Raw genomic sequence first — 24136 nt, forward strand, 5'->3', positions numbered from 1 at the left:
CTTTAGGCTGGTTTGACTATCAACTCTTCACAGATTTGATGAAACGCAAGGGCGGGATCAGCCGCCGCTGTAATTGGGCGACCAATCACCAGATAGTTGGCTCCAGCATTCATTGCAGCACATGGGGTAAGAGTGCGGCGTTGGTCACCTGCTTCTGATCCACTGGGGCGAACACCGGGACACACGAGCAGAAAGCGATCGCGGCAGGTGTATCGGAGTTGTTTCACTTCTTGGGGAGAGCAAACGGCTCCAGCAAGTCCGCTTTCTTGGGCGAGGAGCGCCAGATGTAGGGCATATTCCGGCAGTTCCAGCGGGATTTTGAGATCAAACGCTAGGGCACGGGCATTCAAACTGGTTAATACGGTAATTGCCAACAAATTTGGCACAGCATTTCCAGATTCAGCAGCCCCCTCAACTGCCGCGCTTTGGGCAGCTTTCAGAGCTTCTTTGCCGCAGGTTGCATGGATGGTCAGCAAATCTACACCGTAGCGGGCAGCAGCACGACAGGCTCCCGCAACCGTATTGGGAATGTCGTGAAATTTCAGATCTAGAAAAATTTTCTTCTGGCGATTTTTGAGCTCGGTTAAGATGTCGGGTCCAGCACTGACAAACAGTTCCAGACCCACTTTCCAGAAGGTGACTTGGGGCAACTGATCGAGCAACGCGATCGCCTGTGCTTTTGTCGGCACATCTAACGGCACAATAATCCGATCTGCAATAGTCTCAACCATAACTTTTCTTCCAATGACAAATGGCAACTAGTTTGCCCTCATTCCAGCCCTTCTTGAGGAGAATTTCCGGAAGTTTCCAAAACTTTTTTCACTGGAAAAGGCTTAGGCTTAAGGTATATTCCTCTTACTTTTGCTCTATGCAGTAGTTGTTAAAATCTGCGACTAAGCGACCTTCTTCTACCACTAAACTTTGAATGGTCGCGGCAGATTGAGTTAAATCACTGGCGGCTTTTTGTTGATCTTTTAACCCTTGTGGCGAACTTTCAATGGTGCTAAAGGTGGTTAACGCACTGCTGTTATTTTTGAAGGCGCTATTCATGGCGCTAGTGTTTTGTAGGTAGCGGTTTTTTAGAGAGACCAAGGTTTCGTCTTTGAGGTCAATTGCCTGAATTTCTTTGACTAAGCCATCTAAATCGGCAATTAAGCTGTTAAAGGCATTGGCAGAACTAGCAGAAGCTGCTTTGAAAGCGCTGAAATCGTTTTTAGCAGCGGCGGCTCTGACAGAAGCTTCGTAGGTTTTGCCTTCTTGCTGAAATTTGGTAGCGAGAGGGCGCATTTTGTTCACAGAATCGGACAGCTTACTACATTGGGAAGCCTTACTCGCACTACAGCCGACTAGAGATAGGACGATCGCGATCGCCATTAGCCCACGCGTCAAACTAAAAACATCCATACGCTACCCAAAACCTCACCATGTCGTCTCACTCAACCAACAACAATTAAGCAACCAATCGCACAAATCGTTTGGTGCCCACACTCAGCGTTCGTCCTGCCAAAGCTGCCGCCGATTCAAATGTCATATCTACTTGATCAATGCGATCGCCGTCTAACTTCACCGCCCCCCCTTGAATTTGGCGACGGGCATCAGAACTGCTTTTGCATAGACCACTTGCACTGACGATATAGAAAATTTTGGCAGGAAACTCGACCCCAACTAATGAAAACTCAGGCACCACCGTCTGCTGAGTTTTGCCGACACCTTGCACTAAGGCGATCGCTGCTTCCTGTGCCTGCAATGCTGCATCCCGACCATGATACTGAGTCACTACATCCAGCGCCAGCAACTTTTGACACTCACGCGGATTTTCAGGCAGTTGATCCAAAGGCAGGTTGGTTAAAAGCTCAAAATATTGCTTCAGCACTGCATCTGGAGTTTTTTCCAATTTTGAATACATCGTCAATGGATCTTCCAGCAACGCCACATAGTTACCCAAAGATTTCGACATTTTTTGTGTGCCATCGGTGCCCACCAAAATCGGCAGCAGCAAGCCAAACTGAGGACGGATGCCAAAATGCCGCTGCAAATCGCGTCCAACAGCAATGTTGAACTTTTGATCAGTGCCGCCTAGCTCCACATCGGCTTTGACCGCCACAGAGTCATAGCCCTGCATCAATGGATAGAGAAATTCATGCAAAAAGATGGGGTTACCCTTGTCATAGCGATCAGCAAAGCCTTCTTTTGCCAGCATTTGCCCCACGGTCATTGTGGTGAGCAGTGACAAAATCTTTGACAAATCCAGACTGGCGAGCCATTCAGAGTTATAGCGAATTTCCAATCGACCAGGCGTATCAAAATCCAAAATGGGACGAACTTGATCCAAGTATGTTTGAGCATTCGCTGCCACATCCGCTTCAGTCAACTGGCGGCGCACTTCCGATTTGCCGGTAGGGTCGCCAATCCGAGCAGTAAAGTCGCCAATAATCAGGACGGCTGTGTGTCCTGCATCCTGAAAGGCGCGCAGTTTCCGAAAGACAATGCTGTGCCCCAGATGCACATCGGTTCCGGTGGGGTCAATGCCAAACTTTATCCGTAGAGGAGCGTCACTCTTGGCTAAGCGCTGCTGTAGATTATCATCCACGGAATGAGAGGCTGGCTGATCCGGGAAAATCTCACTGGTGCCGCGCTGCAACCAGGCAAGGTCTTGCTGAGTGCCCGACAATAAATCATTCATGAAATTACTTTGCTGTTCAACGGTAGAGTCTGGTACACTCACGGGCTAACATTCACCTTCGGCAAGGTAATCTCGCTACAATTCAGGCGATCGCCTTCTTTGGCTGATGATTCTATCTTTTTATTCAACCTGAATAGACCGACTGATCTTATCCTAACTCGTTTCCTTTTGTTCCCAAGTAGGCTGAGTTTTTCTCTCTAAGGTATGCTGTCATCATAAATACCAACATCTTTGGATGTAAGAACTAACAGGCATAAACTTAAAGAGTAGATGTGAACTTACTAAAAACTTCAGTTCAAATCAACTAAGCCGTATAGAATATCAGCCTTTACTGCTCACTCAGGAAATTGCCGCCGTGTCGTCTAACACTCTTCAGCAAAAGCCAAATACTAACCAAGAGCCAGTTCTCCAGTTTATTAGGGCTGCTAGCAAGTTCACTGGCGGCACATTGCTCGGTGTCACGATGCTGACCAGTTCCGTCGTAGCCGGTGGGCTTGTAGGTCTGGCAATTAGCTTTCGCAATTTGCCCGATGTGCGGGTGCTGCGAACTTACGCACCCACAGAAACTACTCATATCTATGATGTCAAAGGTAAACTGCTGGCGAGTTTACATGGCGAGGCAAACCGAGAAGTGGTGCCGCTAGATAAGATGTCGCCCCACCTCAAACGGGCAGTGATGGCGATCGAAGACAGTTATTTCTATCAGCATCATGGCGTTAACGCCGGAGCGCTTGCCCGCGCGACACGAGCCAACTGGATAGAAGGCAGAACCGTAGAAGGTGGTTCCACCCTGACTATGCAGCTTGTCAAAAATCTGTTCCTCACGCCCAAACGCGCTTTCAGCCGCAAGTTAGCTGAATCGGTTTTGTCACTGCGAGTCGAGCAAATTTTTACCAAAGACCAAATTTTAGAAATGTATCTCAATCAAGTGTATTGGGGACACAACACCTATGGCGCACAAACAGCCGCACAAAGTTACTTTGGCAAATCGGTTACCAATTTAGACCTGGCAGAATCCGCCATGATGGCAGGGCTAATTCAATCTCCCGAAACCCTCACTCCATTCGCTAACCTGAAAGGTGCAAAGCAGCGGCAGCAAGAAGTGCTGAACCGCATGGTGGATCTAAAATGGATTACGCCGGAAGAAGCCCAAGCTGCCAGAAAACAGCCACTTAAGCTGGGTACAATCACCTCATTTCAAACCAGCCAGTCGCCCTATATTACCGAAGCGGCAGTCCAAGAATTGACCAAACGCTTCGGGCGCGATGCGGTGCTAAAGGGCGGGATGCGCGTTCAAACAACCATTGACACAAATTTTCAGCGGATGGCGGAAGAGGTTGTTAAAGAAGGGCATGGATCGCTGATTGCCCAAGGCGTATATGCTGACCAAATGGCTTTAGTATCGGTAGATCCGCGCACCCACTTTGTAAAAGCAATGGTGGGCGGCGTAGATTATCGCAAGAGTCAATATAATCGGGCAATTCAAGCAGTGCGACAACCTGGATCGGCATTCAAGCCTTTTGTTTACTATGCTGCTTTTGCCTCTGGGAAGTATACGCCCGACTCGACTGTTGACGATAGCCCAGTTGGCTACCCTGATGGATACGAAATGTACTATCCACAAAATTATGATGGTTCTTTTTCAGGACCCATTTCCATTCGTCAGGCGCTAGCAGTTTCACGCAATGTTCCAGCCGTAAAACTGGGGCAGGAAGTGGGGCTGAATAAGGTGATTGATATTTGTCGGACGCTGGGCATTCGTAGTCCGATTGAGCCTGTGGTATCTCTACCGCTTGGCTCGGTAGATTTGACTCCACTAGAGATGGCTGGAGCCTTTGCTACCTTTGCCAGCGGTGGTTGGTACTCGGAGCCAACCTTTATTGTGCAAGTGACTGATAGCTCTGGAAATGTGTTGTTAGACAACACACCAAAGCCACAGCTTGTTCTAGACCCGTGGGCGGTCGCTTCGTTGAACAGTGCAATGCAGGGAGTGATTAATGGTGGGACGGCAACAGCGGCGAATATTGGTCGTCCGGCGGGAGGAAAGACTGGAACCACTACGTCTGAGCGAGATATTTGGTTTGTCGGCTATGTGCCTCAATTAGCAACAGCGGTATGGGTTGGCAATGATGACTATACCTCCATAGGGTATGGGGCAACGGGGGGGACTTTTGTTGCACCGATTTGGCGAAATTTCATGTCGCGGGCCTTGCAAGGCACTCCAGTAGAGTCTTTCCGTCCGGCTTCAGATTTTCCAAGACCATAGAGCTAATCTGAATTGAGAGTTAAAGACGCGATCGCAGCACGGCTTTAGGGCGGTTTCAAACAAGCCCTAAGGTCCGTCAGTAGATGCGTTCGATTAATCGTTCATTAAACAGTTCTGAGAGTATCATGCAGTTGCAAGACTTGCTAAAAGCTCTGAGAGGTGGTTTTCGGCTGCTGTGATGTCGTTCTACATTGATTCATTACCTGATTTCAAAGGGGAATCAATTCAGCGTTTAGGAGCAACTAATTCGCTGGTGGTGCGTCTCTAGCTTTAGGAGCATAAGGCGATCGCCCAACAGAAACTCCAACATCAGAGCATTTTTGCTACATAACCGTCAGTTTCTGCTGTGATCTCCTGAGGAACCTTCTTACCTTGTGTAAGGTCTAAATAGCTAACGAATAGTCGATGTTTCTTTGGAGAGTTCTCTCATGTTGAATTCCAGCACTTGGAAGTCAGGGGCCACTGTATTAGTTGCCCTAGGACTTGTAACCGGAACGGTTGCACCGATTGTGATGATCAGTACCCCAGCGTACTCTCAATCTTCTTTCCCAGATGTTCCGCCTAATTACTGGGCAACTCCTTTTATTAGTGAGCTTGCTGCACGTGGCGTGATTGCAGGTTTTGAAGATGGTACTTTCCGTCCTGAGCAGCCGGTCACTCGTGCCCAATTTGCCGCAATGATCAATAAAGCATTCAACCAACCACGAGTTCGCGAACCCATTTCGTTTGTGGATGTACCCACGAACAACTACTGGGCAGCAGCGCCTATTCAAAAGGCGTACACTATGGGCTTTATGGCTGGCTATCCGGGGAATGTATTTAGACCCGATGAAAACATTCCGCGCTCTCAGGTGTTGGTTTCGCTTACAAGCGGCTTGAACTATGCCCCAACCGGATCGGTTGATAGTACCCTTGGTCTTTTTGCCGACGGTAACACTGTTCTTCAATATGCTCGTAATGGGGTTGCTGCTGCTACTCAACGACGCATGGTCGTAAACTTTCCCGATATTCGCCTGATTAGACCCAATCAGGTGGCAACACGGGCAGAAGTGGCAGCGTTCCTCTTTCAATCCTTAGTTAGCACAGGTCAAGTGGCTGCGATTCAGTCGCCTTATATTTTTGGTGACCTTCCTCCTGTCGGAATTAAGATTCCAGCAGGCACGTCCATTCCTGTGAGATATGAAGGGGCGGATAAGATTCTGTTGGCTAAAAATGAGCCACCGATTCCCTTTAGAATGAAAGTTGCTCAAAATGTGGTGACATCACAGGGGCAAGTGCTCATTCCGGCTGGAAGCGACGTGGTGGGTCAGCTTAAAACGACTCCTAGTGGCGCTCAGTTTACGGCAGGTGAAATTGTCTTGCCGGATGGTAAGCGGCTACCAGTGAATGCGGCATCTAGCCTCATTACTAAAACTGAAACCATTACCAAGTCGCCTTCAACTACCAAAATTGTGGCAAGCACATTGCTGGGTGCGGGCGCTGCAGCTGGAATTTCAGCGGTGACTGGCGATCGCACAATTAAAGCCTATGAAGTTCTGCCTGGTGCAGTCGTGGGTGCAGGATTGACTTTACTCTTTCCAGATAGAATCGACTTGTACGCCATTAATCCAAGCACAGATCTGTTGCTAACATTAAATTCTGACTTGTCGCTTCCATAAAAGTGAAGGGGTGGGTGAATTGCTTGCTAATCCACCACCTTCATTCTATTTTTAAGGACATTTCAAAGCTGAAGGTTCAACCAGTTAGACCTTCAGCTTTTTTGGGTTTATCGAGCTGACATGCAACTTTCAACCAGCACTTCATTCATGGGCTGTTATTTGAAATCGGTTATCTGCTAGCCATCATCGGAACCATCCAGCGTGATCGCAAGCTGCATCACAAAAGTAGTACCGGGTCTATCCATAAACAGTGAAATGGCTTTAGCCCTGTCGATCTTGGTTAAATCAGCCGGACTAACGACTTGAATCGTGCCATGCATTTGTTCGATCAGGGTTTTAGCGATCGCCAAACCCAAGCCGCTTCCAGGAATGATTCCTTCAGCCTGCACTCCTCGATAATGCCGTTCAAACAGATGGAGCAAATCATGCTGAGGAATCCCAAATCCAGTATCTGTTATCGAAATTTCTAGCCAAGATTGGTGATTCTCACATTCAACACCAGCCCCGATAGCAGGCTCATTTGCAATAATCGTAATAAAAATATGACCGTTGTCGGGCGTGTACTTTACAGCATTTTCAAGCAAGTTATGCAACACTTCTCGCAAAGCTTGAGGAGCTGCCCACACCGGCGGCAGATCTTCAGGAATCTGCCGATGTAACGTCTGACCTCTGCCTTCTGCCAAAGTGCTTATAGAGGCAAGCAAAGGCTCGATGACTGATTCTATTAAGCATCGTTCTAAGGGGAGAGAAGTACTTGCCAAAAAGCCTGCTGTTGGCAAAAGGGGAACCGTTTGCACTTCAATAACAGCATCGCCTAACGGTTGAACCATCGTTGGGGTAGCATCAAATGACGGGGGAAGCGCTAGCTGTTGGGGAGTGTTGATTCCAGCGACCAACTCCAACTGCTGAGACAGTTCTTTAAGGCGGGTGGCTTCTCGCACCATATTAGTGGCGATATCATGGGCATTATCTCCCGGCAGCAGCCGTTTGATCATCAGTTTGCCAAACGTTTGTAATGCTGAGAGAGAGTTGCGAAATTGATGCAGCAGATTATCCATCATGTCGTGCTGCTGCATTCGCAGAGTGTGCTCCTGCTGTCGATCGCGAGCCATCCATTGATAGCGCTGATCCAAAACACAGGCAATCGCGATCGACGTTGCGACTTCTTGTACCTGTGCCTCTTCCCACGTTGTCCACGGGCGATCGTCTCGCTGCGTCACCAACAAGCCCAACATCATTTCTTCATGCATCAGCGGCAACACAATTTGACACCGATTTGCCAAGGAGGATTTGTCTGCTATCGGTTTGACTGGGTAGGGTACCTCTGAGCGCGAGGGATTTGATCCTACAGCAGCCACAAGACCATTGCTTCCGGTTTGCCCGGATGGAGGTAGCATCTTACTTCTTGGCAGTTGAACCGGATAGGAAGATAGATTGCCATCAGATAACAACGGCACCTCAAATCCATGCAGATCAGCAGAGCCATCAGGATAAACAGCGATTGGTGTCAACTGTGCTGGAGTGCCCTCCCCTTGCTCTTGATTAATGTAAACAATACTGATTGACGCACCTACCGCTTGGGTCAGTAGCGAAACCTGCGATCGACAAAGTGCCGTAAACTCAGAACTAATAGGCATTAACATGCCGATAACCGCTTTTTATCCTTCTAGAATATTTACATTAGAAATCTCTAAAACCGCTTCATATATACAAGTATTCTTATCTGTTTCTTCAAGCAGATGTAGTCTTTGTATCAATGGGTTAAAACAAATTGTAATTTTTGAGCTAAATCGATATACTTGCGACTGGTTTTGTAACTAAAACTACACTTGAAGCCATTAGTAAAGGGGATAGCGGGATTGGCAAGGAGACGCAAGCGCAAAAGCCGCCGTCGGCAAGAAGGTCGCAGAATTCTTGAACATATACCACAGTTCAGCATTGAATGTGGGGAAGATAAGCCGGTAACAGCAGCCCGCAAATTTATTCATTCAGAAGGGATTCTTCCGCCTGCTCTATTACTCGTTAAGCGAAATGAGCATACCACGGATCGGTACTTCTGGGCGGAGAAAGGGCTTTTTGGAGCGCAGTACGTTGAAGAAAATCATTTCCTTTTCCCCAGCTTAAGACCACCTGAGGATGAAGTACCCCTTGAAATGGCAATTTCTGCACGGAAGGCTTGACTAAAACAGAAAAATTTCTTTCTAACAAGTAGTCCCGCTAGGAATCTTCCTTAGCGGGACTACTTGTGAAGGGGTATGAAACCAACATCTATTCAGCCAGTTTCAACGGAAGTGCCCGTTGTAACGCCAGCAATTCATCACGATGGGCTATGACGGTTAGAAAACTTTGAGAAGTAGATAGCTCAGTTGAAGATGCCTCAAGCTTAAGCACAACTTTTTCAGGGCGCTTTGCCTTTTGCCAATAAAAGAGCCCTGCAAATGGAGAAAATATTATTGGAACAAAAGCGCCCTTAGACAGGCTAGGAACTGAAATCACTAATATGAGTGATAGACACAGGGTTCCAACTATCGCTAGCATCACTAGAAATATTGCTAGAAACACGCTAGGACGAACAATTCCTTCAAATGTAATTTGGTCTTTTTCACTGTCAACCGTCGTCACACGATAAGCACGTTGAGTGAAATATTGTTGCAATTGGCTCGCCAAACTAGCCTCAGGCTGTTCTGAAGTAAATGAAAGTGCTTGGGTACGGTCTTTAACCGAAGCGCGAATAAAAAACACTAGTCCAATTAACATCAACACGGTTAAAAACACCGTTGATGACAGAACGGGAACACCCATAACAGAACCTACCTATTAATTTCTAGCTACGAGCTAGCTCAGATGATTGAGACAAACCGTCAGAACGTTGGATATATTTCTGCCAAAGATGCGAAAGCTCGTGAGCATGTTGCTGAGCATCACCTTGAATTTGATACATCCGACGTGGGCGACCTCTTCCCGCGACTTTCTTCCAATACCCGACAATGATTCCTTCTTCTTCAAGAAATTTCAGGGCACTGTAGAGAACAGTATCAGAAAGGCGGTAGTCATTACTTTCATTTTCCAGAAGCTGAATCAGTTCAGTTCCATAGGAATCGCCCCGGACAAGTACGGCCAGAACATAGCAAACCGCAAGTTCTTTATTGAGGTAGAAAGGCGGCGGAGCCTGGAAAAAGCGATAAATATCTTCAAACTTCATAGTTTTTACCATTTAAACAAGCAATGAGTCTTGAGCGTGAACATAAGGAACTACCCGGTGAATATTTTGTTCCCTTAACCTTAGCAATAGCTAATGGAAAACAGCATCCACTTGGGGTTTGATTTTACTTACTAATGGAAAACAGTTATTCCGGGCAATACCTGGGAATCATCTTGAGATCACGCCTTTTTTGGAGATTATGAGATTATCTAGAATAGGCACCATAATCAGTCTTTGCAGGGATTTTGTAGACCCCATAGAGGCGTGCCTAATCCTGTGTACCAGATGATCATACAAGCCCAGCTCTGAGTGCAACTACGGCTGCTTGTACTCTGTCATCCACAGCAAGCTTGTTCATGATTCCTCGAATATGAGTTTTGATGGTGTTGGGACTTAGGTAAAGGGCAGTCGCAATTTCGGGATTACTGTAGCCATCTACCATTAGTTTCAGCACTTCCATTTCGCGCTGAGAAAGTCGTCCAACTATGGTCTGCGATGTAGGCGGCTTGAGATGTTCGATGACACGACGGGCAATTTGCGGATCGAGGTAGGTTGCTCCTTCTTTGGCCGCCGAGATCGCGGCAATTAATCGATCAACATTTGCCCCCTTAATGCAAAAGGCATCTGCCCCACTGGAAAGTGCAGCAATGACCTCTATTTCGGTCATGTGTGACGTGAGGATCACGATATGAATTTCAGGCAATATCGCCTTAATTTGCTGCGTTGCGGCAATGCCATCTTGGCGAGGCAATCCAATATCCATCACAATAATGTCTGGTTTCAGAGATTTTGCCATTTCAACTGCCAGATAGCCATCGGTCGCCTGACCCACAATGGTTAACTGTGGATAGTCTCCCAGCGTTTGCTCTAACCCCAACTGCATCATGGGATCATCTTCCACAATCAGCACATTTAACGGGGGTAGCTCTGGGGCAAGGTTTTTAGGAGAAGGTGTAGTGGACATAAATCAATCCAATTCCCACAAACAGAAAACTTACTAGCTGTTCAATACAGCCATAAATAAAAACTTTTATCAAGCGGTCTCCACATCCTAATGCAAACCGCTATCAGCATTCTAATTTGAAGCCAAATTAGTAGATTGAACTGAATGAGTGCTTCTATCAAACTAAAGAGCAATCTCCATGCGACACTATAGCCATGCAGGTTTTGCCCATCCAATGGCTGATATTCGCTAGGATGCTTTGGGTGGAGCGCTTACAACAGTGGGTATGAATAAAACAGGTTTTTCTGGTGGTCCGTCACCAACCGTTCAGCAAATTGCCAAAGCTTTTAGGCTCACAGGGTGGGTGAGCTTTTGGGTACAGCTGGTGTTGACTGTAGTTTCTACTATCACCTTGATTTTCGCAGTGGCAGCAGGTCGCAGCGCAGGTTCTCCTAGTAATCCAGGCACTGGGGTTGGGGGTGTCTTAACGATTATTGGGCTTGGACTTTTAGGTTTCAATATGTTTTGGTCGCTCAGTCGCTATGTCGCCTATGGGCGACGGTTGGGCAGTGATAAAACGGTACGTCCTAAAAAATCTGAGGCGATTCAAGCGATCCGCTTTGGCTTGATGGTGAGTTTGGTGGGAATGCTGCTGGCAATCTTAGGCGCAGAAACAATTGTGGGGTTGCTAGTGAGTAAGGCGCTCAGTCAGGGAATTGGGGGCTTTGTAAACACTGACCCATCGCGCTTTATTCAACCAGCGGATACATTTGTCGTACAGGCAAGTATCAACGTGATTTTGGCGCAGTTTGCAGGGATTGTATCGGCGCTATGGCTGCTAAACCAGATGAATAAATAGCGATTTTACTAGACCTCCTCGGTCTTTCAAGCTTGGCTTTACAACAGATGCGTTGGGGCAAAATGACCAACCTTCTTGCCACTGTCCTTGATAAACTGAAGTATACATACACACCGGGATTGAAACGTGGTTGTCAAGCCAGAGTGGTTAAGAGTTAAAGCGCCCCAATGGGAACGGGTCGGCAAAGTTAAAGATATTTTGCGGGATTTGGGGCTAAACACAGTCTGTGAGGAGGCCTCCTGCCCCAACATTGGCGAATGCTTCAATCATGGTACTGCCACCTTTTTGATCATGGGACCTGCTTGCACTCGCGCTTGTCCATACTGCGATATTGACTTTGAAAAGAAACCACAGCCGCTCGATTTAACGGAACCCGATCGCCTTGCCGAAGCGGTTCGGCGGATGCGCCTGAATCATGTGGTGGTAACTTCGGTGAATCGGGATGATCTGCCCGATGGTGGAGCTTCTCAGTTCGATCGCTGCATTCACGCCATTCGCACTGCCTCTCCAGGCACGACGATCGAAGTGCTGATTCCTGATTTATGCGCCAACTGGAACGCACTAGAAACCATCCTCAACGCCCATCCGGATGTGCTAAACCACAATACCGAAACGATCGCGCGCCTCTACCGCCGGGTTCGTCCACAGGGAGACTATCGGCGATCGCTAGAACTACTACGCCGCAGCCGTGAACTAGCCCCTTGGGTATACACTAAAAGCGGCATTATGGCAGGCTTAGGTGAAACCGATGAAGAAGTGAAGCAGGTGATGCATGACCTACGGCAAGCAGATTGCGATATTCTCACTATTGGTCAATATCTCCAGCCCAGTCAAAAGCATTTAGGAGTTCAGGATTTCATTACGCCTGAGCAATTCGATTCATGGCGTGACTATGGCGAGTCCATTGGCTTTCTCCAAGTGGTCTCTTCTCCTCTCACCCGCAGTTCCTACCATGCCGAGCAGGTGCGAGCTTTAATGGAACGCCACCCACGGCAGAAGACATTAAGCATTGCCGTCAATCATGAATAATCGGCTTATTCCCGAACCTCAAACCCCGAACTCCGAACCCCAAACGATCGCCATTCTTGGTGCCGGAGCGTGGGGTACGACCTTAGCAACTCTGGCTTCGCATCAAGGTCATATGGTGAGACTGTGGTCGCGACAAGGTTCTTCTTCCTTGCAGTCTGTGTTATGTGGGGCAGAGATGGTGGTTTCTGCCGTCTCCATGAAAGGAGTGCGAATGGTGGTCGAGCAGGTGCGATCGCTGCAAATTACGCCAAATGCCATCCTTATTTCTGCTACCAAAGGACTTGACCCCGATTCTGGCAGCGAAACAGAACTGCCTTGCTTACCCTCGCAAATCTGGCAGACTGCATTGCCCAATCATCCTGTGGTTGTGCTATCAGGACCCAATCTTTCGGCAGAAATTCAAAAAGGCTTGCCAGCGGCGACGGTTGTTGCCAGTGAAAACGAAACGGCTGCTGAGCAAGTACAGCAGGCATTTTCTTCTACCAGCTTTCGGGTTTACACCAATACTGATGTGTTAGGGGTAGAACTAGGCGGCATTTTGAAAAATGTAATCGCGATCGCGGTAGGGGCCTGCGACGGCTTACAATTGGGCACCAATGCCAAAGCCGCTCTTGTGACTCGTGGGCTAGCAGAAATCATCCGCATCGGCACCGATTGGGGCGCTAAACCCGATACCTTCTACGGTCTATCAGGCTTAGGCGACCTACTTGCCACCTGCAATAGCGCCCTCAGCCGCAATTATCAAGTAGGGTATAGTTTGGCTCAAGGGAAACAATTGTCTGAGGTGTTGGCATCTTTGCAAGGCACGGCTGAAGGCGTGAACACGACCCAAGTGTTAGTTCGCCTTGCCGCTCAGCAGCAAATTGCTTTGCCCATTTCTCATCAGGTCAATCAACTGCTGCAAGGAAACATTACGCCCCACGCTGCTCTGGAGGCTTTGATGTTGCGCGATCGCAAACCCGAAAATTGTTAGAAACAAAGAATGGCGTTCGCATAGCATCTTCGTAGAAAATAGGGCGAGTAGCGAACTCAAAACTCGATGCTTCCCACTCGTTCGACTGAGCGCTCACGCCGAAGTCCGCACTTCACACTCCGTACTTTTACACGGATTGCAAGCCCTATTTCTAATCTTTTACGGTTTCCTAATTAAACAAACCGTCCTTCAAAGCATTGGTGAAGATGCCGGATTCCGCTTTCAAAGTCAGGAAAGAAGCAAGAGGGTGATGTAGGTTAGCGTATGCCTTGATTCAAGTCACGACCTTTTGCTTGACGGCTCTCTATACTGACTGAAACGCGGAACCTGGTGTCAAAAGATACTTTTAGCACAAAAGACTTCTGCTTTTTTAAGTATAGGTGCGGCAATCTACGACGGGTTATGTGTCTGAGCGATCGCATAATTCTGACCATTTATATCGACAGCTTCAAAAAGGGATCGTTACGGAACCCTAAGCCGTGTTCATCAGTCCCCCCTGAAGGGAACACTACTTTTAATATCTGACTGAAGCTAATTCTTATCTGGAGCAACAGAGACGAGACTATGCCAGCAACAACTTTCTACGCTGAAGCAGACTACGACGAACAACAAGTGTATTTTCAACGTTTTCAGCCGAGTAGCCCCCATGCTGAAGATCATTCCGTTGATGCGATGGATTTACAGATGGATACTGTAGACCCTAACAGTTTTCATCGAGCTGCCTCTCAGCGCACCACTGATCTTGTTCGTTTGTATCTTCAAGAGATTGGGCGTGTTCGCTTGCTAGGGCGAGACGAAGAAGTCTCAGAGGCTCAGCGAGTGCAGCGCTATATGGCATTGCTAGAGTTGCGCGCAGAAGCGGTGGAAAAAGAAACTGGAGCGATTCAGCAGTATGTCAAATTGGTGGAAACCCACGATCGCCTTGCCTCTCAACTCGGACATCGCCCCTCCTTAGAACGCTGGGCAAGTGAAGGCGACATCGATATTACAGAACTAAAGCCTTGTTTGGCAGCCGGAAAACACCGTTGGGCAGCGATCGCAAACCTGCCAGTCGATGAATTGGAGCGCATCCAATCTGAAGGGAGCCGCGCCAAAGAGCATATGATCAAGGCAAACTTGCGCCTAGTCGTCTCCGTTGCCAAAAAGTATCAGAATCGAGGCTTGGAACTGCTAGACCTAATTCAGGAAGGTACCCTAGGCTTGGAGCGCGCCGTAGAAAAATTTGACCCTACTAAAGGGTATCGCTTTAGCACTTACGCCTACTGGTGGATTCGTCAGGGCATTACCCGCGCGATCGCCACCCAGAGCCGCACTATTCGCTTGCCGGTCCACATCACCGAAAAGTTGAACAAAATCAAAAAAGCTCAGCGCAAAATTTCTCAAGAGAAAGGACGCACCGCTAGTATCGAAGACATCGCCCTTGAATTGGATATGACCGCTCCCCAAGTACGGGAAGTGTTGCTACGGGTGCCCCGCTCTATTTCTTTGGAAACCAAGGTGGGCAAGGAAAAAGACACGGAACTGGGCGATCTGCTGGAGACTGACGAAATCACGCCGGAAGATACCTTGATGCGGGAATCTCTCCGTCGCGACTTACAGCAGTTATTAGCAGACCTGACTACTCGCGAACGAGATGTCATCCAAATGCGGTTTGGTTTGGGCGACGGACAGCCCTACTCTCTGGCTGAAATTGGTCGGGCGCTAGAGCTATCTCGTGAACGAGTTCGTCAGATTGAAGCCAAAGCCCTGCAAAAACTGCGCCAACCCAAACGCCGCAATCGCGTCCGCGACTACCTAGAAGCGCTGGGTTAGTTTATACAGTGGGATAAGCTGCTCTATTTAACACTTATCCCGCCGTATTGAGTGTCCGATCTGAGACTAAGCGTTATGGCTTGCGAATAGATTGGACAAAATTGCTGTTAGGCAGATTAGGACGCTAACTGCGAATAAAAATGTGACTTGCATCTACGCCGATTCAAAATACAGTTTTGCGTAAAGTGTCTTAACGAAATGACAACACAAGATGTCTCAATCCCTGTAGAAAACAGCGATGATATCATTCAGAATCTTCAAGCTCAACTTGCTGAAAAGATGTTTGATCTTTTTGATTCGGTAGTCATAGAGCGTAGAAGTTACTTTGCTGAAAATCCTGATAAGGTTCCTAATGAAGGGTCTGTTGATTCCATCATTAACTCTTACAGTACAAAGAATGCGTCTGTTTCAGGCGCGCTGGGTCTTGTCCCAGGGCCTTGGGGCATGGTGGCAGTTATTCCGGAACTCTTGATCGTTATCCGAAACCAACTTGCCATGATTTATGACATTGGTAGGGCGCAGGGAAAAAGCAAAGTTTTGACTAAAGAACTCCTAGCAGGAATTTTCGTTACAGCAATGGGAGCAAGTGCTGGTTCTTTACTTGTTCTGCACGGTAATAAAGTGCTAGTAAAGCGCGTTACGCTGCGAGTTTTTCAGCAAATCGTCTCTTTGTTAGCAGGGCGAGTAACTCAACAAGCGCTTAAATCTGCAATTAGCAAATGGCTACCAATTGTAGGTGCCGCAGCAATGGCAACATGGTCACGTTGGATGACTCAGCAAACTGGTAAAAAAGCTAAGGAAATTTTTAGCAAGGATATTGAAGTTTCAGAGAATCCTGTAGAAGAAGACATAAAGCCAATCGATGTGACTGCCACAACCATTCCTACATCGACTGTTGCTCAGGCTGATGTGATTGGTAAGAGTGGTGTAGACATGGCAAAAATTCAGACCCTTATCAATCTTATGAGGGTAGATGGCACAGTTAAACCTGAAGAAAGAGAATACATAAAAACTATTCTTCGTAACGCTAATTTGACGAGTAATGAAATAGCAGAAATCCGCCAAACATTGAGCGTGGATAAGAAATTTAGCGTAGATTACTCCGCTATAGAGGCATCTCCAGATGATGCTATTGGTTTGCTCGTAGATTTAATTACGCTTGCTAAGCGCGATGGCACTTTCCACATCACTGAGAAAATGTATATCAAACAAGTAGGAAGACTACTTGGATTCTCAGACAGTGACATTGAGGAAACAATAGTAGCTATAGCATAAGTTGAGTTCACTCAGGCTAACGATAAGGCGCGATCGCGATTACTTGAAAGCGTTGGGTTAATTTTTTCCTCTGACTGTAAGAACAACAACTGGGATAGTCCGCTATCCCTTTTTTCGTTTGTGCAACATTGACATCTGGCACTACAAAAAAAAGTCGCTGTGCAGCATTGCGATTGTCCGTTACATGATGAGATTTAGGAGGCTCAGGGGCGACGCTGATTTAAAAACCGAGTTACGCGAAAATCAGTAGGAGTAATCGCGAACCTAGAAAAGTGAAAAGAGACTGCTGATTTGGCAGAATAAAGCTATCTCTATCAGTTTCATATTTTCTGACACAGCAATGCCAATTTCAAATGTAGTCCAATCGCTTGATGCACCCGCCTTTGTTGCCACGCTGAATCAAGCAGCAGAGGCGTTTCGTGATGGTGGAAAGCGACCCAATGCCCAAGCGGTGATTGCTGCGATGGTGGCAGCCGAGAAAGTCGTGAAACAACAGCGATTGGCTTACCCCTTAGAGGCATTACTGGGACACTGGCGGCTATGTTTCACAACGCTGTCCAAGGTAAATGGACAATCGTTCCAGACTGCAAAAGGCATTTATGTGCCTAAAATTGCCCAAGCCCAAATTTCTTTTATTCAACCTGCTGAGATTGAACCGAACAGTCCCAGCGGAGACATTGGTAACCAGATTCAGGTCGGCTCCATTGTGTTTCGGGTTACAGGATCGTTTCGCTATCCCGGCAAAAAGAACCTACTGGTGTTTGACTTCAACCAAGCACAGTTTTCCATACTAGGCAAAACTCTTTATTCAGGCAACTTTCGGAGCGGTGATCAAGCGATCGCATTTGAGCAAAGGGCGATATCGAAACTACCCTTCTTTGCCTTTTTCCTCATCACCGAAAATTTCATTGCAGCAAGGGGGCGCGGCGGCGGACTTGCCCTGTGGGTGCGCCAAACCGAATATTGATAACCGCTAGTACTACGAACCGAGTGCCACTTCGTTAACAAGCGCTCTGGAAAAACTAGGTTGTAATATTTTTTGGCGGGACAGGATGCAATCCGCCAGATAATTTGCATCCCGTGCCACGCCCGAAAAGCGCCCAGAACCCCAGGTATAGAGCCACGGCAAGCCCAAAAAGTAAAGTCCTCGCACATCGGAAACTCCGCGATTGTGTCCTGGATAGCCCTTGCCATCAAACACTGGAATTTCAATCCAGCTAAAATCTGATTGATAGCCGGTACACCAAACGACTGCGCCAATATTTGCCGCCTCAAACTCTAGTGCTAAGGCTTCTGATTCAGGTTCCCAAACTGGATAAAATGGTGGGTCAACAGGTGCTTGAATTTGGTGTTTTTCAATGAAAGCATCAATCGTTTTTTTGATGCTTTCCGCAACCGCATCCGCTTGATCTAAATTCTGTTTTAGATCATCCCAAAACTCAAGTTTTTCAGATGTAATAGTTTTGAGTCTGCCATGCAGCCTCATCCCCTCTAAAGCAAATTGTCTCAGGTCAATTTCTCGCCCTCCACCGCGCCCAGTAACGTAATGATTTGCTTTAGTCCGTACTTTCTCCTTTTGCGGATGATCATCAATGGATAAGTCGTAGTAACCCAGTTCTTCCAGCCAATCCACCACGTCTTTTCCGCGATAGCGACGAGGCGATCGCGGTGCGCCTCCTACACATAAATGCACTTGGGTACCCGCCAAATGTAAATCTTCTGCAATCTGACAGCCCGACTGCCCTGTGCCAACCACTAACACGCTTTTATTCGGTAAAGATTGAGGATTTTTGTACTCAGATGAATGAAGCTGCACAATGTTTTCTGGCAACCGTTCTGAAATTTTTGGTAGCTTCGGCAAGTGGTAACTACCGGATGCAATCACCACTTGATCAGCAGTGTAGTCGCCAATGGTAGTACTGACCTCAAATCCCTCCTGTGCTTGCCGCTTTCGCAGGCTCGTCACTTCCACGCCTTCTTTTACAGGTGGCTCAAAAGATTTTGCATAGTCTTTAATGTATTCAACAATGTCATCCTTCTGCATAAATCCATGCGGCTCGGATCCAGGATAGGTATATCCAGGCAGCTTACATTGCCAGTTAGGAGTTACCAGGCAAAAAGAGTCCCATCTCTTGGTTTGCCATGAATAACCAATCTGGTTTTTCTCAAACACAATGTGATCAATGCCCTGCTGCTTTAAGCAATAGCTGATCGATAGCCCAGCCTGCCCCCCGCCCACAATAATGACAGAATAGTGATTGCTCATTTTCAACTAGGAATGTTAATTATTTGATTGACGAAGGACTTGATTAAAGGGGCATCTTGAATCTACGAAAACACTTTCTGCGATTCAACACCTGCCACCTTAATTCACCTCTTGACCATAGAATTTGAAAATCAGTATTCCTGTATCTCTCACTACACAATCTTGAAGTCTAATTTTATAGATAGGCGTTATTGAGGCTAGAGATACTAACGCTTATGGGATCTGAAGTGACCTGCCTAAATAGATAGTTTGATGTCAGAAGAGGTAGCTTGAGATACAAAGTCTGTGGCCTAACTAAGTCTCAATAGAAGCAGGCTAGTTGAGCTATTAACAGAATGCCGGACATAGTGGCGGACTTACTCGATCCAACTCGATTGCTATTTGATCTTCAGCGCAGCAATGAAATTGCTCAAAGCTTTGCGGGTTGCTTATTACCGGACGACATCGCTCATTTTGTCACCAATGGGTTGGTCGAAAAGTTTGACATTGCCTTTGCGCGAATTTGGCTAATGGAGCCAGAGCAAACGACGTTGCGATTAGTGGCTTCTTCAGGGCTTTATACTCACATTAATGGATCTTTTGCACGGGTGCCGATGGGTGCCTATAAAGTTGGCAAGATTGCCCAAAATCGAGTGTCTTTTTTGAGCAATCATCTGGCAGATGAAGCGTGGGTGAAGGATCGGCAGTGGGCGATCGCCAACAATATTCGAGGATTTGCCGGATATCCGCTGACGGTGCGAGATCGTGTGGTGGGAGTGTTGGCAACCTTTAGCCACCGGGCAATGGCAACCGAATTTTTGGAAGTGCTGCAAATGTTATGCACTACAGTGTCTGTGTCCTTAGATGCCGCACTGCAATATCAACAGCAGATGAAGACCTCAGCGCCTGTCCGCCCTAATCTAGCGGATGTATCGCTTTCCGATCAATTAGCAACTCTGCTCAAGTCAACCCGCCTCACGCTGATTGGCACCGAACAGCCGCTAGCAGCTCCGCTAACCTATGTGTTTCTTCAATCTGCCCAGATTTTGAATCAACTAGGCTGCACTTACTGCCGCTTGCTTTATAGCGCTAAAGCGGTGACATTAGAAGCGATCGTGCCTGTTACAGATTCAAACTTAGACCCACAGCTTACTCAAGCCGCTTTAACCAACCTACGGCTCATGGCAACCTATGCAGGCGGTAGTTTGCATCAAATCGGTGCCAATCAAAAAGCGCTTCAGTTGTCATTACAGGTGCCTTATCCAAGCGATGCTGATAAAAACGCGATCGCGCAGCGCCTTACTATCCAATGTCATCAACCCATTCTGCAAGCTGTGTTTACTCACCTAGCGCTTCTAGCAGGACTGACCCTGTGCGATGTGCCTCACCCGACGATCGCTTTATTAACCGACGATCTGACGCAGGTTGAACCCGGTCGCTCTGTGCTGTGGATTCGCCAAACAAACCCGGTGCCTAAAGGTGTGATGGGGTGCATTAATTTATCGACGACTCCAGCCGAATTTTTAGAAGCGGTGACAGCGGTTAATCAGGGTAGAACCTGGAATATTGAAAACGCTAGTCAATCCGCCTGTTTATCAGAACGGGAGCTAGACGTGATGAACCTACTCGCTGAGGGACTACGCGATCGCGACATTGCCACCCGTCTTCACATTAGCGAAAGCACCGTCAAGTTTCATATGAATAACGTACTGACAAAACTGAAGGCAAAAACACGCTATCAGGCACTTCATCAGGCGATTGTTCGTGGCTGGATTCAATAATTCACCCATTTCCTGCTCTCGTTAGTCTATCAAAACCTATCGATTTAAACAGCTTTTAATACAAATAAGATAAGACAATTCATTCCATTAGAAATTAACCTATCACTACCGCTAGAATTCTAAACTTTGTAGCTAGAGACACAAAAACGCACTTGTGACACCTCTTACTCTGCATCGTATTCGTTGCGTTGTGCAGACCTAACTTTGCACTGCGATCGTACTCTAAAGATTGGCGATTTTAATTAAGGAAAACTCATGCCTGAAGTAACAATTCCCGCTCATAAGTCGGGCGATTTTTTTGTAGATTACGAAGAAAAAGTATTTCCTGACGTTAAAGCAGAACCCGGAGAAAAAGCACTAGTTACCTTTCACACTGTTGCTTTTGAAGGCTCCATTGGCTTGGTCAACCAACTTCAAGCCTTGCGCCTACAGCGGAAAGGCTTTGAAACGTCCATTTTGCTCTATGGTCCTGGAGTCACACTGGGCATTCAGCGTGGTTTTCCCAAACTGGGTGATGAAGCGTTTCCCGGTCATCAAAACTTCGCCAATAATCTGACAAAATTTATGGCTGAAGGTGGCAAAATTTACGCCTGTCGCTTCGCATTACAAGCCCTGTATGGACATGGAGAACCCGCCCTCCTTCCTGGTATTCGACCCATCAGCCCATTGGATGTGCTGGATTTGGTGTTGATGCATCGCAAAGATGGAGCGTTCATTTTGGATACCTGGACGTTGTAGCGGGTTGCAGGTTTGGGGATCGGGTTGTAGGGGCAAGTGATTTTAGATTATGGATTATTTACGCAAAGTTCGAGCTGCCGCTGTGCAAATTAGCCCGGTGTTGTTTAGCCGAGATGGAACGACGGAAAAGGTATTGGCAGCGATCGCAAAGGCTGCCACAGAGGGCGTTCAACTGATCGTATTTCCTGAAACGTTTGTGCCCTACTATCCTTACTTCTCGTTTGTGCAGCCGCCTGTGCTGATGGGAAAAGAACACATGCGGCTGTATGAGGAAGCAGTAGTTGTTCCTGGCCCAGTCACCGATGCGGTGAGTCGGGCAGCCCGATCCTATGGCATGGTCGTGGTGTTGGGTGTCAACGAGCGCGACGGCGGATCGCTTTACAACACCCAACTGATCTTTGATGCAGATGGCACGCTGCTGTTAAAACGGCGCAAAATCACCCCCACCTACCACGAGCGCATGGTGTGGGGACAAGGCGATGGCTCCGGGCTAACCGTGTTGGATACCGCAGTGGGCAAGGTGGGCGCACTTGCCTGTTGGGAGCATTACAATCCCTTAGCGCGATTTGCGTTGATGGCACAGCATGAGCAAATCCATTGCGCTCAATTTCCTGGCTCCATGGTGGGACAAATTTTTGCCGACCAAATGGAGGTGACGATTCGCCATCATGCGCTGGAAGCAGGCTGTTTTGTGGTCAACTCTACCGGTTGGCTTGACCCTGAGCAAATCGTGCAAATCACCCCTGATGAAAAGCTGCAAAAGGTGTTGAGCGGTGGCTGTCACACCACCATTATTAGTCCTGAAGGAGCGCATCTTTGCACGCCCATTACTGAGGGTGAAGGCATGGCGATCGCTGACCTTGACTTCTCTTTAATAACCAAGCGGAAGCGGATGATGGATTCCGTCGGTCACTATGCCCGTCCTGAACTGCTGCAATTGCAAGTGAACTCTGCGGCTCAGACAGTAGTCAGGGGGCAAGGGACAGAGAATAGACGACCGGAGGCAAATGGAGCAGGGGTCTCCAGTCCACTTGCTCTAACTACAGAGCCGCTTCGCCTAACCCCTGATCCTTAGCACCTATCCTTAGTTCCTAACCTCTAACTTTATGCAAACCAAACCTCCCCTACCGCCCTTTACCTTAGAAACGGCTAAAGCCAAAGTACAGGCGGCCGAAGATGCATGGAATAGCCGCGATCCAGAGCGAGTTGCTCTGGCGTATACAGAAGACTCTCAGTGGCGAAACCGGGCTGAGTTTTTTACTGGAAGGGAAGCGATCGCAGCCTTTCTTAAACGCAAGTGGGCAAAGGAACTGGATTATCGCCTGAAGAAAGAACTGTGGAGCTTTACGGAAAACCGGATTTCGGTGTGTTTTGAGTACGAGTGGCACGATGATTCTGGCTACTGGTATCGCGCTTATGGTAATGAGCAGTGGGAGTTTGCAGACAACGGATTGATGCAACGACGGCAGGCAAGCATCAACGATGTGCTGATTCAGGAATCTGACAGAAAGTTTCGGTGGGAACGGAAACCCTGATGAACCAACCAATGGCTAAGCAAAGCAAATGAATAAGCAACAGCTCATTACAGAGCTTCAAACTTACGGATTGAAATGGGCTGATTCTGCTGAGAATTCTGCGGGTGCAAATGGGCGCAAAGGCGGCGCGGGTCCTTCAGATCACAAGGCGATGACGATCGATGGAACGACCGTGATGGTGCCAATTTACACGGGAGCAGCGTCGCGATCGCCCTATACTGCCACGCTTAACCCTGCAACCCATCAAGCAGTGGTGCAGTTCGAGCAGCAGGATATTGCAGCCGTTTCTTTTCCGACTCCTCCTAAGTTTTATGGTTTGACAACCGCAGACGGCATTCCCTACAGCCAAATCGCTTTGCTGCATAGCCGCGATGTGCTGGCAACGACCGTGCTGCAAACCTGTATGCGCTATGGCGATCGCGACACCGCCTGCCAATTTTGCGCGATCGGACAATCATTAGAAGCCGGACGCACCATTGCTCGTAAAACTCCAGCGCAACTGGCAGAAGTGGCAGAAGCCGCCGTGCGTTTAGACGGCATCCAGCAAATTGTGATGACCACAGGCACCCCAAACACCAGCGATCGCGGTGCTGCCTATCTCACCGAATGCGCCAAAGCGATCCGTCAGCGAGTGGATGTGCCTATCCAAGCGCAATGTGAACCACCGGATGATTTTGTCTGGTTCCAACGCCTCAAAGCCGCTGGCGTAGACAACTTGGGAATGCATTTGGAAGCCATCAATCCTACTGTTCGCGCCCAAATTATGCCCGGAAAAGCCTCCGTATCTTTGGACTATTACTTTCAAGCTTTTGCCGCCGCTGTAGAAGTATTTGGCTGGGGGCAAGTCAACACCTATTTACTAGCGGGCTTAGGCGACAGTTTAAAAGAATTGGTGGAAATCAGCGATCGCCTCATTCAAATCGGCGTATATCCCTTTGTCGTTCCCTTCGTTCCCATTTCCGGTACCCCGCTTGCCTATCACGCGCCTCCAGACAGTGCCTTTATGGTGGCTCTGTATACCCAAATTGGCGCATTGCTTAAACAGGCAGGCATGTCCTCCAGCGACATGAAAGCAGGCTGTGCCAAATGTGGAGCCTGTTCAGCCTTGTCAACGTTTGAATAAAAAGCACCCACTTT

Annotated in this window: 22 protein-coding genes; 14 read left to right on the forward strand and 8 right to left on the reverse strand. The window is 47.8% G+C overall.

Annotated elements, in window-relative coordinates:
• Positions 1-2 precede the first annotated feature (2 nt).
• The 3 genes from pyrF to tyrS all read right to left on the reverse strand — a co-directional run bounded on the left by pyrF (position 3) and on the right by tyrS (position 2725).
• A complete protein-coding gene (gene pyrF / locus JOY44_RS07715; protein ID WP_171573036.1) occupies positions 3-731 on the reverse strand; it encodes an orotidine-5'-phosphate decarboxylase in 729 nt (242 codons plus the stop codon).
• A gap of 124 nt (positions 732-855) precedes the next feature.
• The gene (locus tag JOY44_RS07720; RefSeq protein WP_171573037.1) at positions 856-1404 is read right to left on the reverse strand and encodes a hypothetical protein; all 549 of its coding nucleotides are present in this window, start codon (positions 1402-1404) and stop codon (positions 856-858) included.
• A 46-nt stretch (positions 1405-1450) separates the two neighbouring features.
• A complete protein-coding gene (tyrS, locus tag JOY44_RS07725) occupies positions 1451-2725 on the reverse strand; it encodes a tyrosine--tRNA ligase (protein WP_197985050.1) in 1275 nt (424 codons plus the stop codon).
• A 313-nt stretch (positions 2726-3038) separates the two neighbouring features.
• Here tyrS and JOY44_RS07730 point away from each other — a divergent pair, with 313 nt between their 5' ends.
• Both JOY44_RS07730 and JOY44_RS07735 read left to right on the forward strand, forming a co-directional pair.
• Positions 3039-4949 carry a transglycosylase domain-containing protein gene (locus JOY44_RS07730; RefSeq protein ID WP_171573038.1) on the forward strand — a complete coding sequence of 637 codons (1911 nt, stop codon included), beginning with the start codon at positions 3039-3041 and terminating at the stop codon, positions 4947-4949.
• Between the two features lie 428 nt (positions 4950-5377).
• Positions 5378-6607, forward strand: coding sequence for an S-layer homology domain-containing protein (locus JOY44_RS07735; RefSeq protein WP_171573039.1), 1230 nt, complete (start codon positions 5378-5380; stop codon positions 6605-6607).
• A gap of 176 nt (positions 6608-6783) precedes the next feature.
• On the opposite strand, the gene JOY44_RS07740 is transcribed toward JOY44_RS07735, so the two are convergent.
• The gene (locus JOY44_RS07740) at positions 6784-8244 is read right to left on the reverse strand and encodes a sensor histidine kinase (RefSeq protein WP_203031949.1); all 1461 of its coding nucleotides are present in this window, start codon (positions 8242-8244) and stop codon (positions 6784-6786) included.
• 222 nt (positions 8245-8466) lie between these two features.
• Here JOY44_RS07740 and JOY44_RS07745 point away from each other — a divergent pair, with 222 nt between their 5' ends.
• Positions 8467-8787 carry a DUF3155 domain-containing protein gene (locus JOY44_RS07745; protein WP_171573774.1) on the forward strand — a complete coding sequence of 107 codons (321 nt, stop codon included), beginning with the start codon at positions 8467-8469 and terminating at the stop codon, positions 8785-8787.
• Positions 8788-8875: 88 nt separating this feature from the next.
• Here JOY44_RS07745 and JOY44_RS07750 read toward each other — a convergent pair whose 3' ends face one another.
• The 3 genes from JOY44_RS07750 to JOY44_RS07760 form a co-directional block, all read right to left on the reverse strand.
• Entirely contained in the window at positions 8876-9409 is a 534-nt protein-coding gene (locus tag JOY44_RS07750; protein ID WP_171573041.1) for a cofactor assembly of complex C subunit B, read from the reverse strand.
• Between the two features lie 22 nt (positions 9410-9431).
• A complete protein-coding gene (locus JOY44_RS07755; RefSeq protein WP_171573775.1) occupies positions 9432-9809 on the reverse strand; it encodes a PadR family transcriptional regulator in 378 nt (125 codons plus the stop codon).
• Positions 9810-10098: 289 nt separating this feature from the next.
• Positions 10099-10773, reverse strand: coding sequence for a response regulator transcription factor (locus JOY44_RS07760; protein ID WP_171573042.1), 675 nt, complete (start codon positions 10771-10773; stop codon positions 10099-10101).
• A 265-nt stretch (positions 10774-11038) separates the two neighbouring features.
• On the opposite strand from JOY44_RS07760, the gene JOY44_RS07765 reads away from it, so the two are divergent.
• The 6 genes from JOY44_RS07765 (at position 11039) to JOY44_RS07790 (ending at position 17667) form a co-directional block, all read left to right on the forward strand.
• A complete protein-coding gene (locus JOY44_RS07765; protein WP_171573043.1) occupies positions 11039-11611 on the forward strand; it encodes a DUF3611 family protein in 573 nt (190 codons plus the stop codon).
• A 126-nt stretch (positions 11612-11737) separates the two neighbouring features.
• A complete protein-coding gene (gene lipA / locus JOY44_RS07770; protein WP_171573044.1) occupies positions 11738-12640 on the forward strand; it encodes a lipoyl synthase in 903 nt (300 codons plus the stop codon).
• Complete coding sequence (locus JOY44_RS07775; RefSeq protein WP_171573045.1) at positions 12633-13613, forward strand: NAD(P)H-dependent glycerol-3-phosphate dehydrogenase; 981 nt, start codon at positions 12633-12635, stop codon at positions 13611-13613. The genes lipA and JOY44_RS07775 overlap by 8 nt, the downstream gene beginning before the upstream one ends.
• 564 nt (positions 13614-14177) lie before the next feature.
• Complete coding sequence (gene sigC, locus JOY44_RS07780; protein WP_171573046.1) at positions 14178-15425, forward strand: RNA polymerase sigma factor SigC; 1248 nt, start codon at positions 14178-14180, stop codon at positions 15423-15425.
• 198 nt (positions 15426-15623) lie between these two features.
• A complete protein-coding gene (locus tag JOY44_RS07785) occupies positions 15624-16700 on the forward strand; it encodes a TerB family tellurite resistance protein (RefSeq protein WP_171573047.1) in 1077 nt (358 codons plus the stop codon).
• 340 nt (positions 16701-17040) lie between these two features.
• Positions 17041-17667 carry a hypothetical protein gene (locus JOY44_RS07790; RefSeq protein WP_171573048.1) on the forward strand — a complete coding sequence of 209 codons (627 nt, stop codon included), beginning with the start codon at positions 17041-17043 and terminating at the stop codon, positions 17665-17667.
• A gap of 12 nt (positions 17668-17679) precedes the next feature.
• Here the strand turns inward: JOY44_RS07790 and JOY44_RS07795 are convergent, their stop codons facing one another.
• Positions 17680-18966, reverse strand: coding sequence for an MSMEG_0569 family flavin-dependent oxidoreductase (locus JOY44_RS07795; RefSeq protein WP_171573049.1), 1287 nt, complete (start codon positions 18964-18966; stop codon positions 17680-17682).
• Positions 18967-19301: 335 nt separating this feature from the next.
• Here JOY44_RS07795 and JOY44_RS07800 point away from each other — a divergent pair, with 335 nt between their 5' ends.
• The 5 genes from JOY44_RS07800 (at position 19302) to JOY44_RS07820 (ending at position 24122) form a co-directional block, all read left to right on the forward strand.
• Positions 19302-20726: a LuxR C-terminal-related transcriptional regulator gene (locus JOY44_RS07800; protein WP_171573050.1), complete on the forward strand. Its 1425-nt coding sequence runs from the start codon at positions 19302-19304 to the stop codon at positions 20724-20726.
• Positions 20727-20981: 255 nt separating this feature from the next.
• Entirely contained in the window at positions 20982-21464 is a 483-nt protein-coding gene (locus JOY44_RS07805; RefSeq protein WP_171573051.1) for an MSMEG_0572/Sll0783 family nitrogen starvation response protein, read from the forward strand.
• Positions 21465-21513: 49 nt separating this feature from the next.
• Positions 21514-22539, forward strand: a complete 1026-nt coding sequence (locus JOY44_RS07810; protein ID WP_171573052.1) for a Nit6803 family nitrilase — start codon at positions 21514-21516, stop codon at positions 22537-22539.
• A 31-nt stretch (positions 22540-22570) separates the two neighbouring features.
• Positions 22571-22999 (forward strand): DUF1348 family protein, encoded by a 429-nt coding sequence (locus JOY44_RS07815; protein WP_171573053.1) that lies wholly within the window; start codon positions 22571-22573, stop codon positions 22997-22999.
• A 28-nt stretch (positions 23000-23027) separates the two neighbouring features.
• Complete coding sequence (locus JOY44_RS07820; RefSeq protein WP_171573054.1) at positions 23028-24122, forward strand: MSMEG_0568 family radical SAM protein; 1095 nt, start codon at positions 23028-23030, stop codon at positions 24120-24122.
• Positions 24123-24136 lie beyond the last annotated feature (14 nt).

Source organism: Leptolyngbya sp. Cla-17 (assembly GCF_016807185.1).
Lineage (GTDB): Bacteria > Cyanobacteriota > Cyanobacteriia > Leptolyngbyales > Leptolyngbyaceae > ULC077BIN1.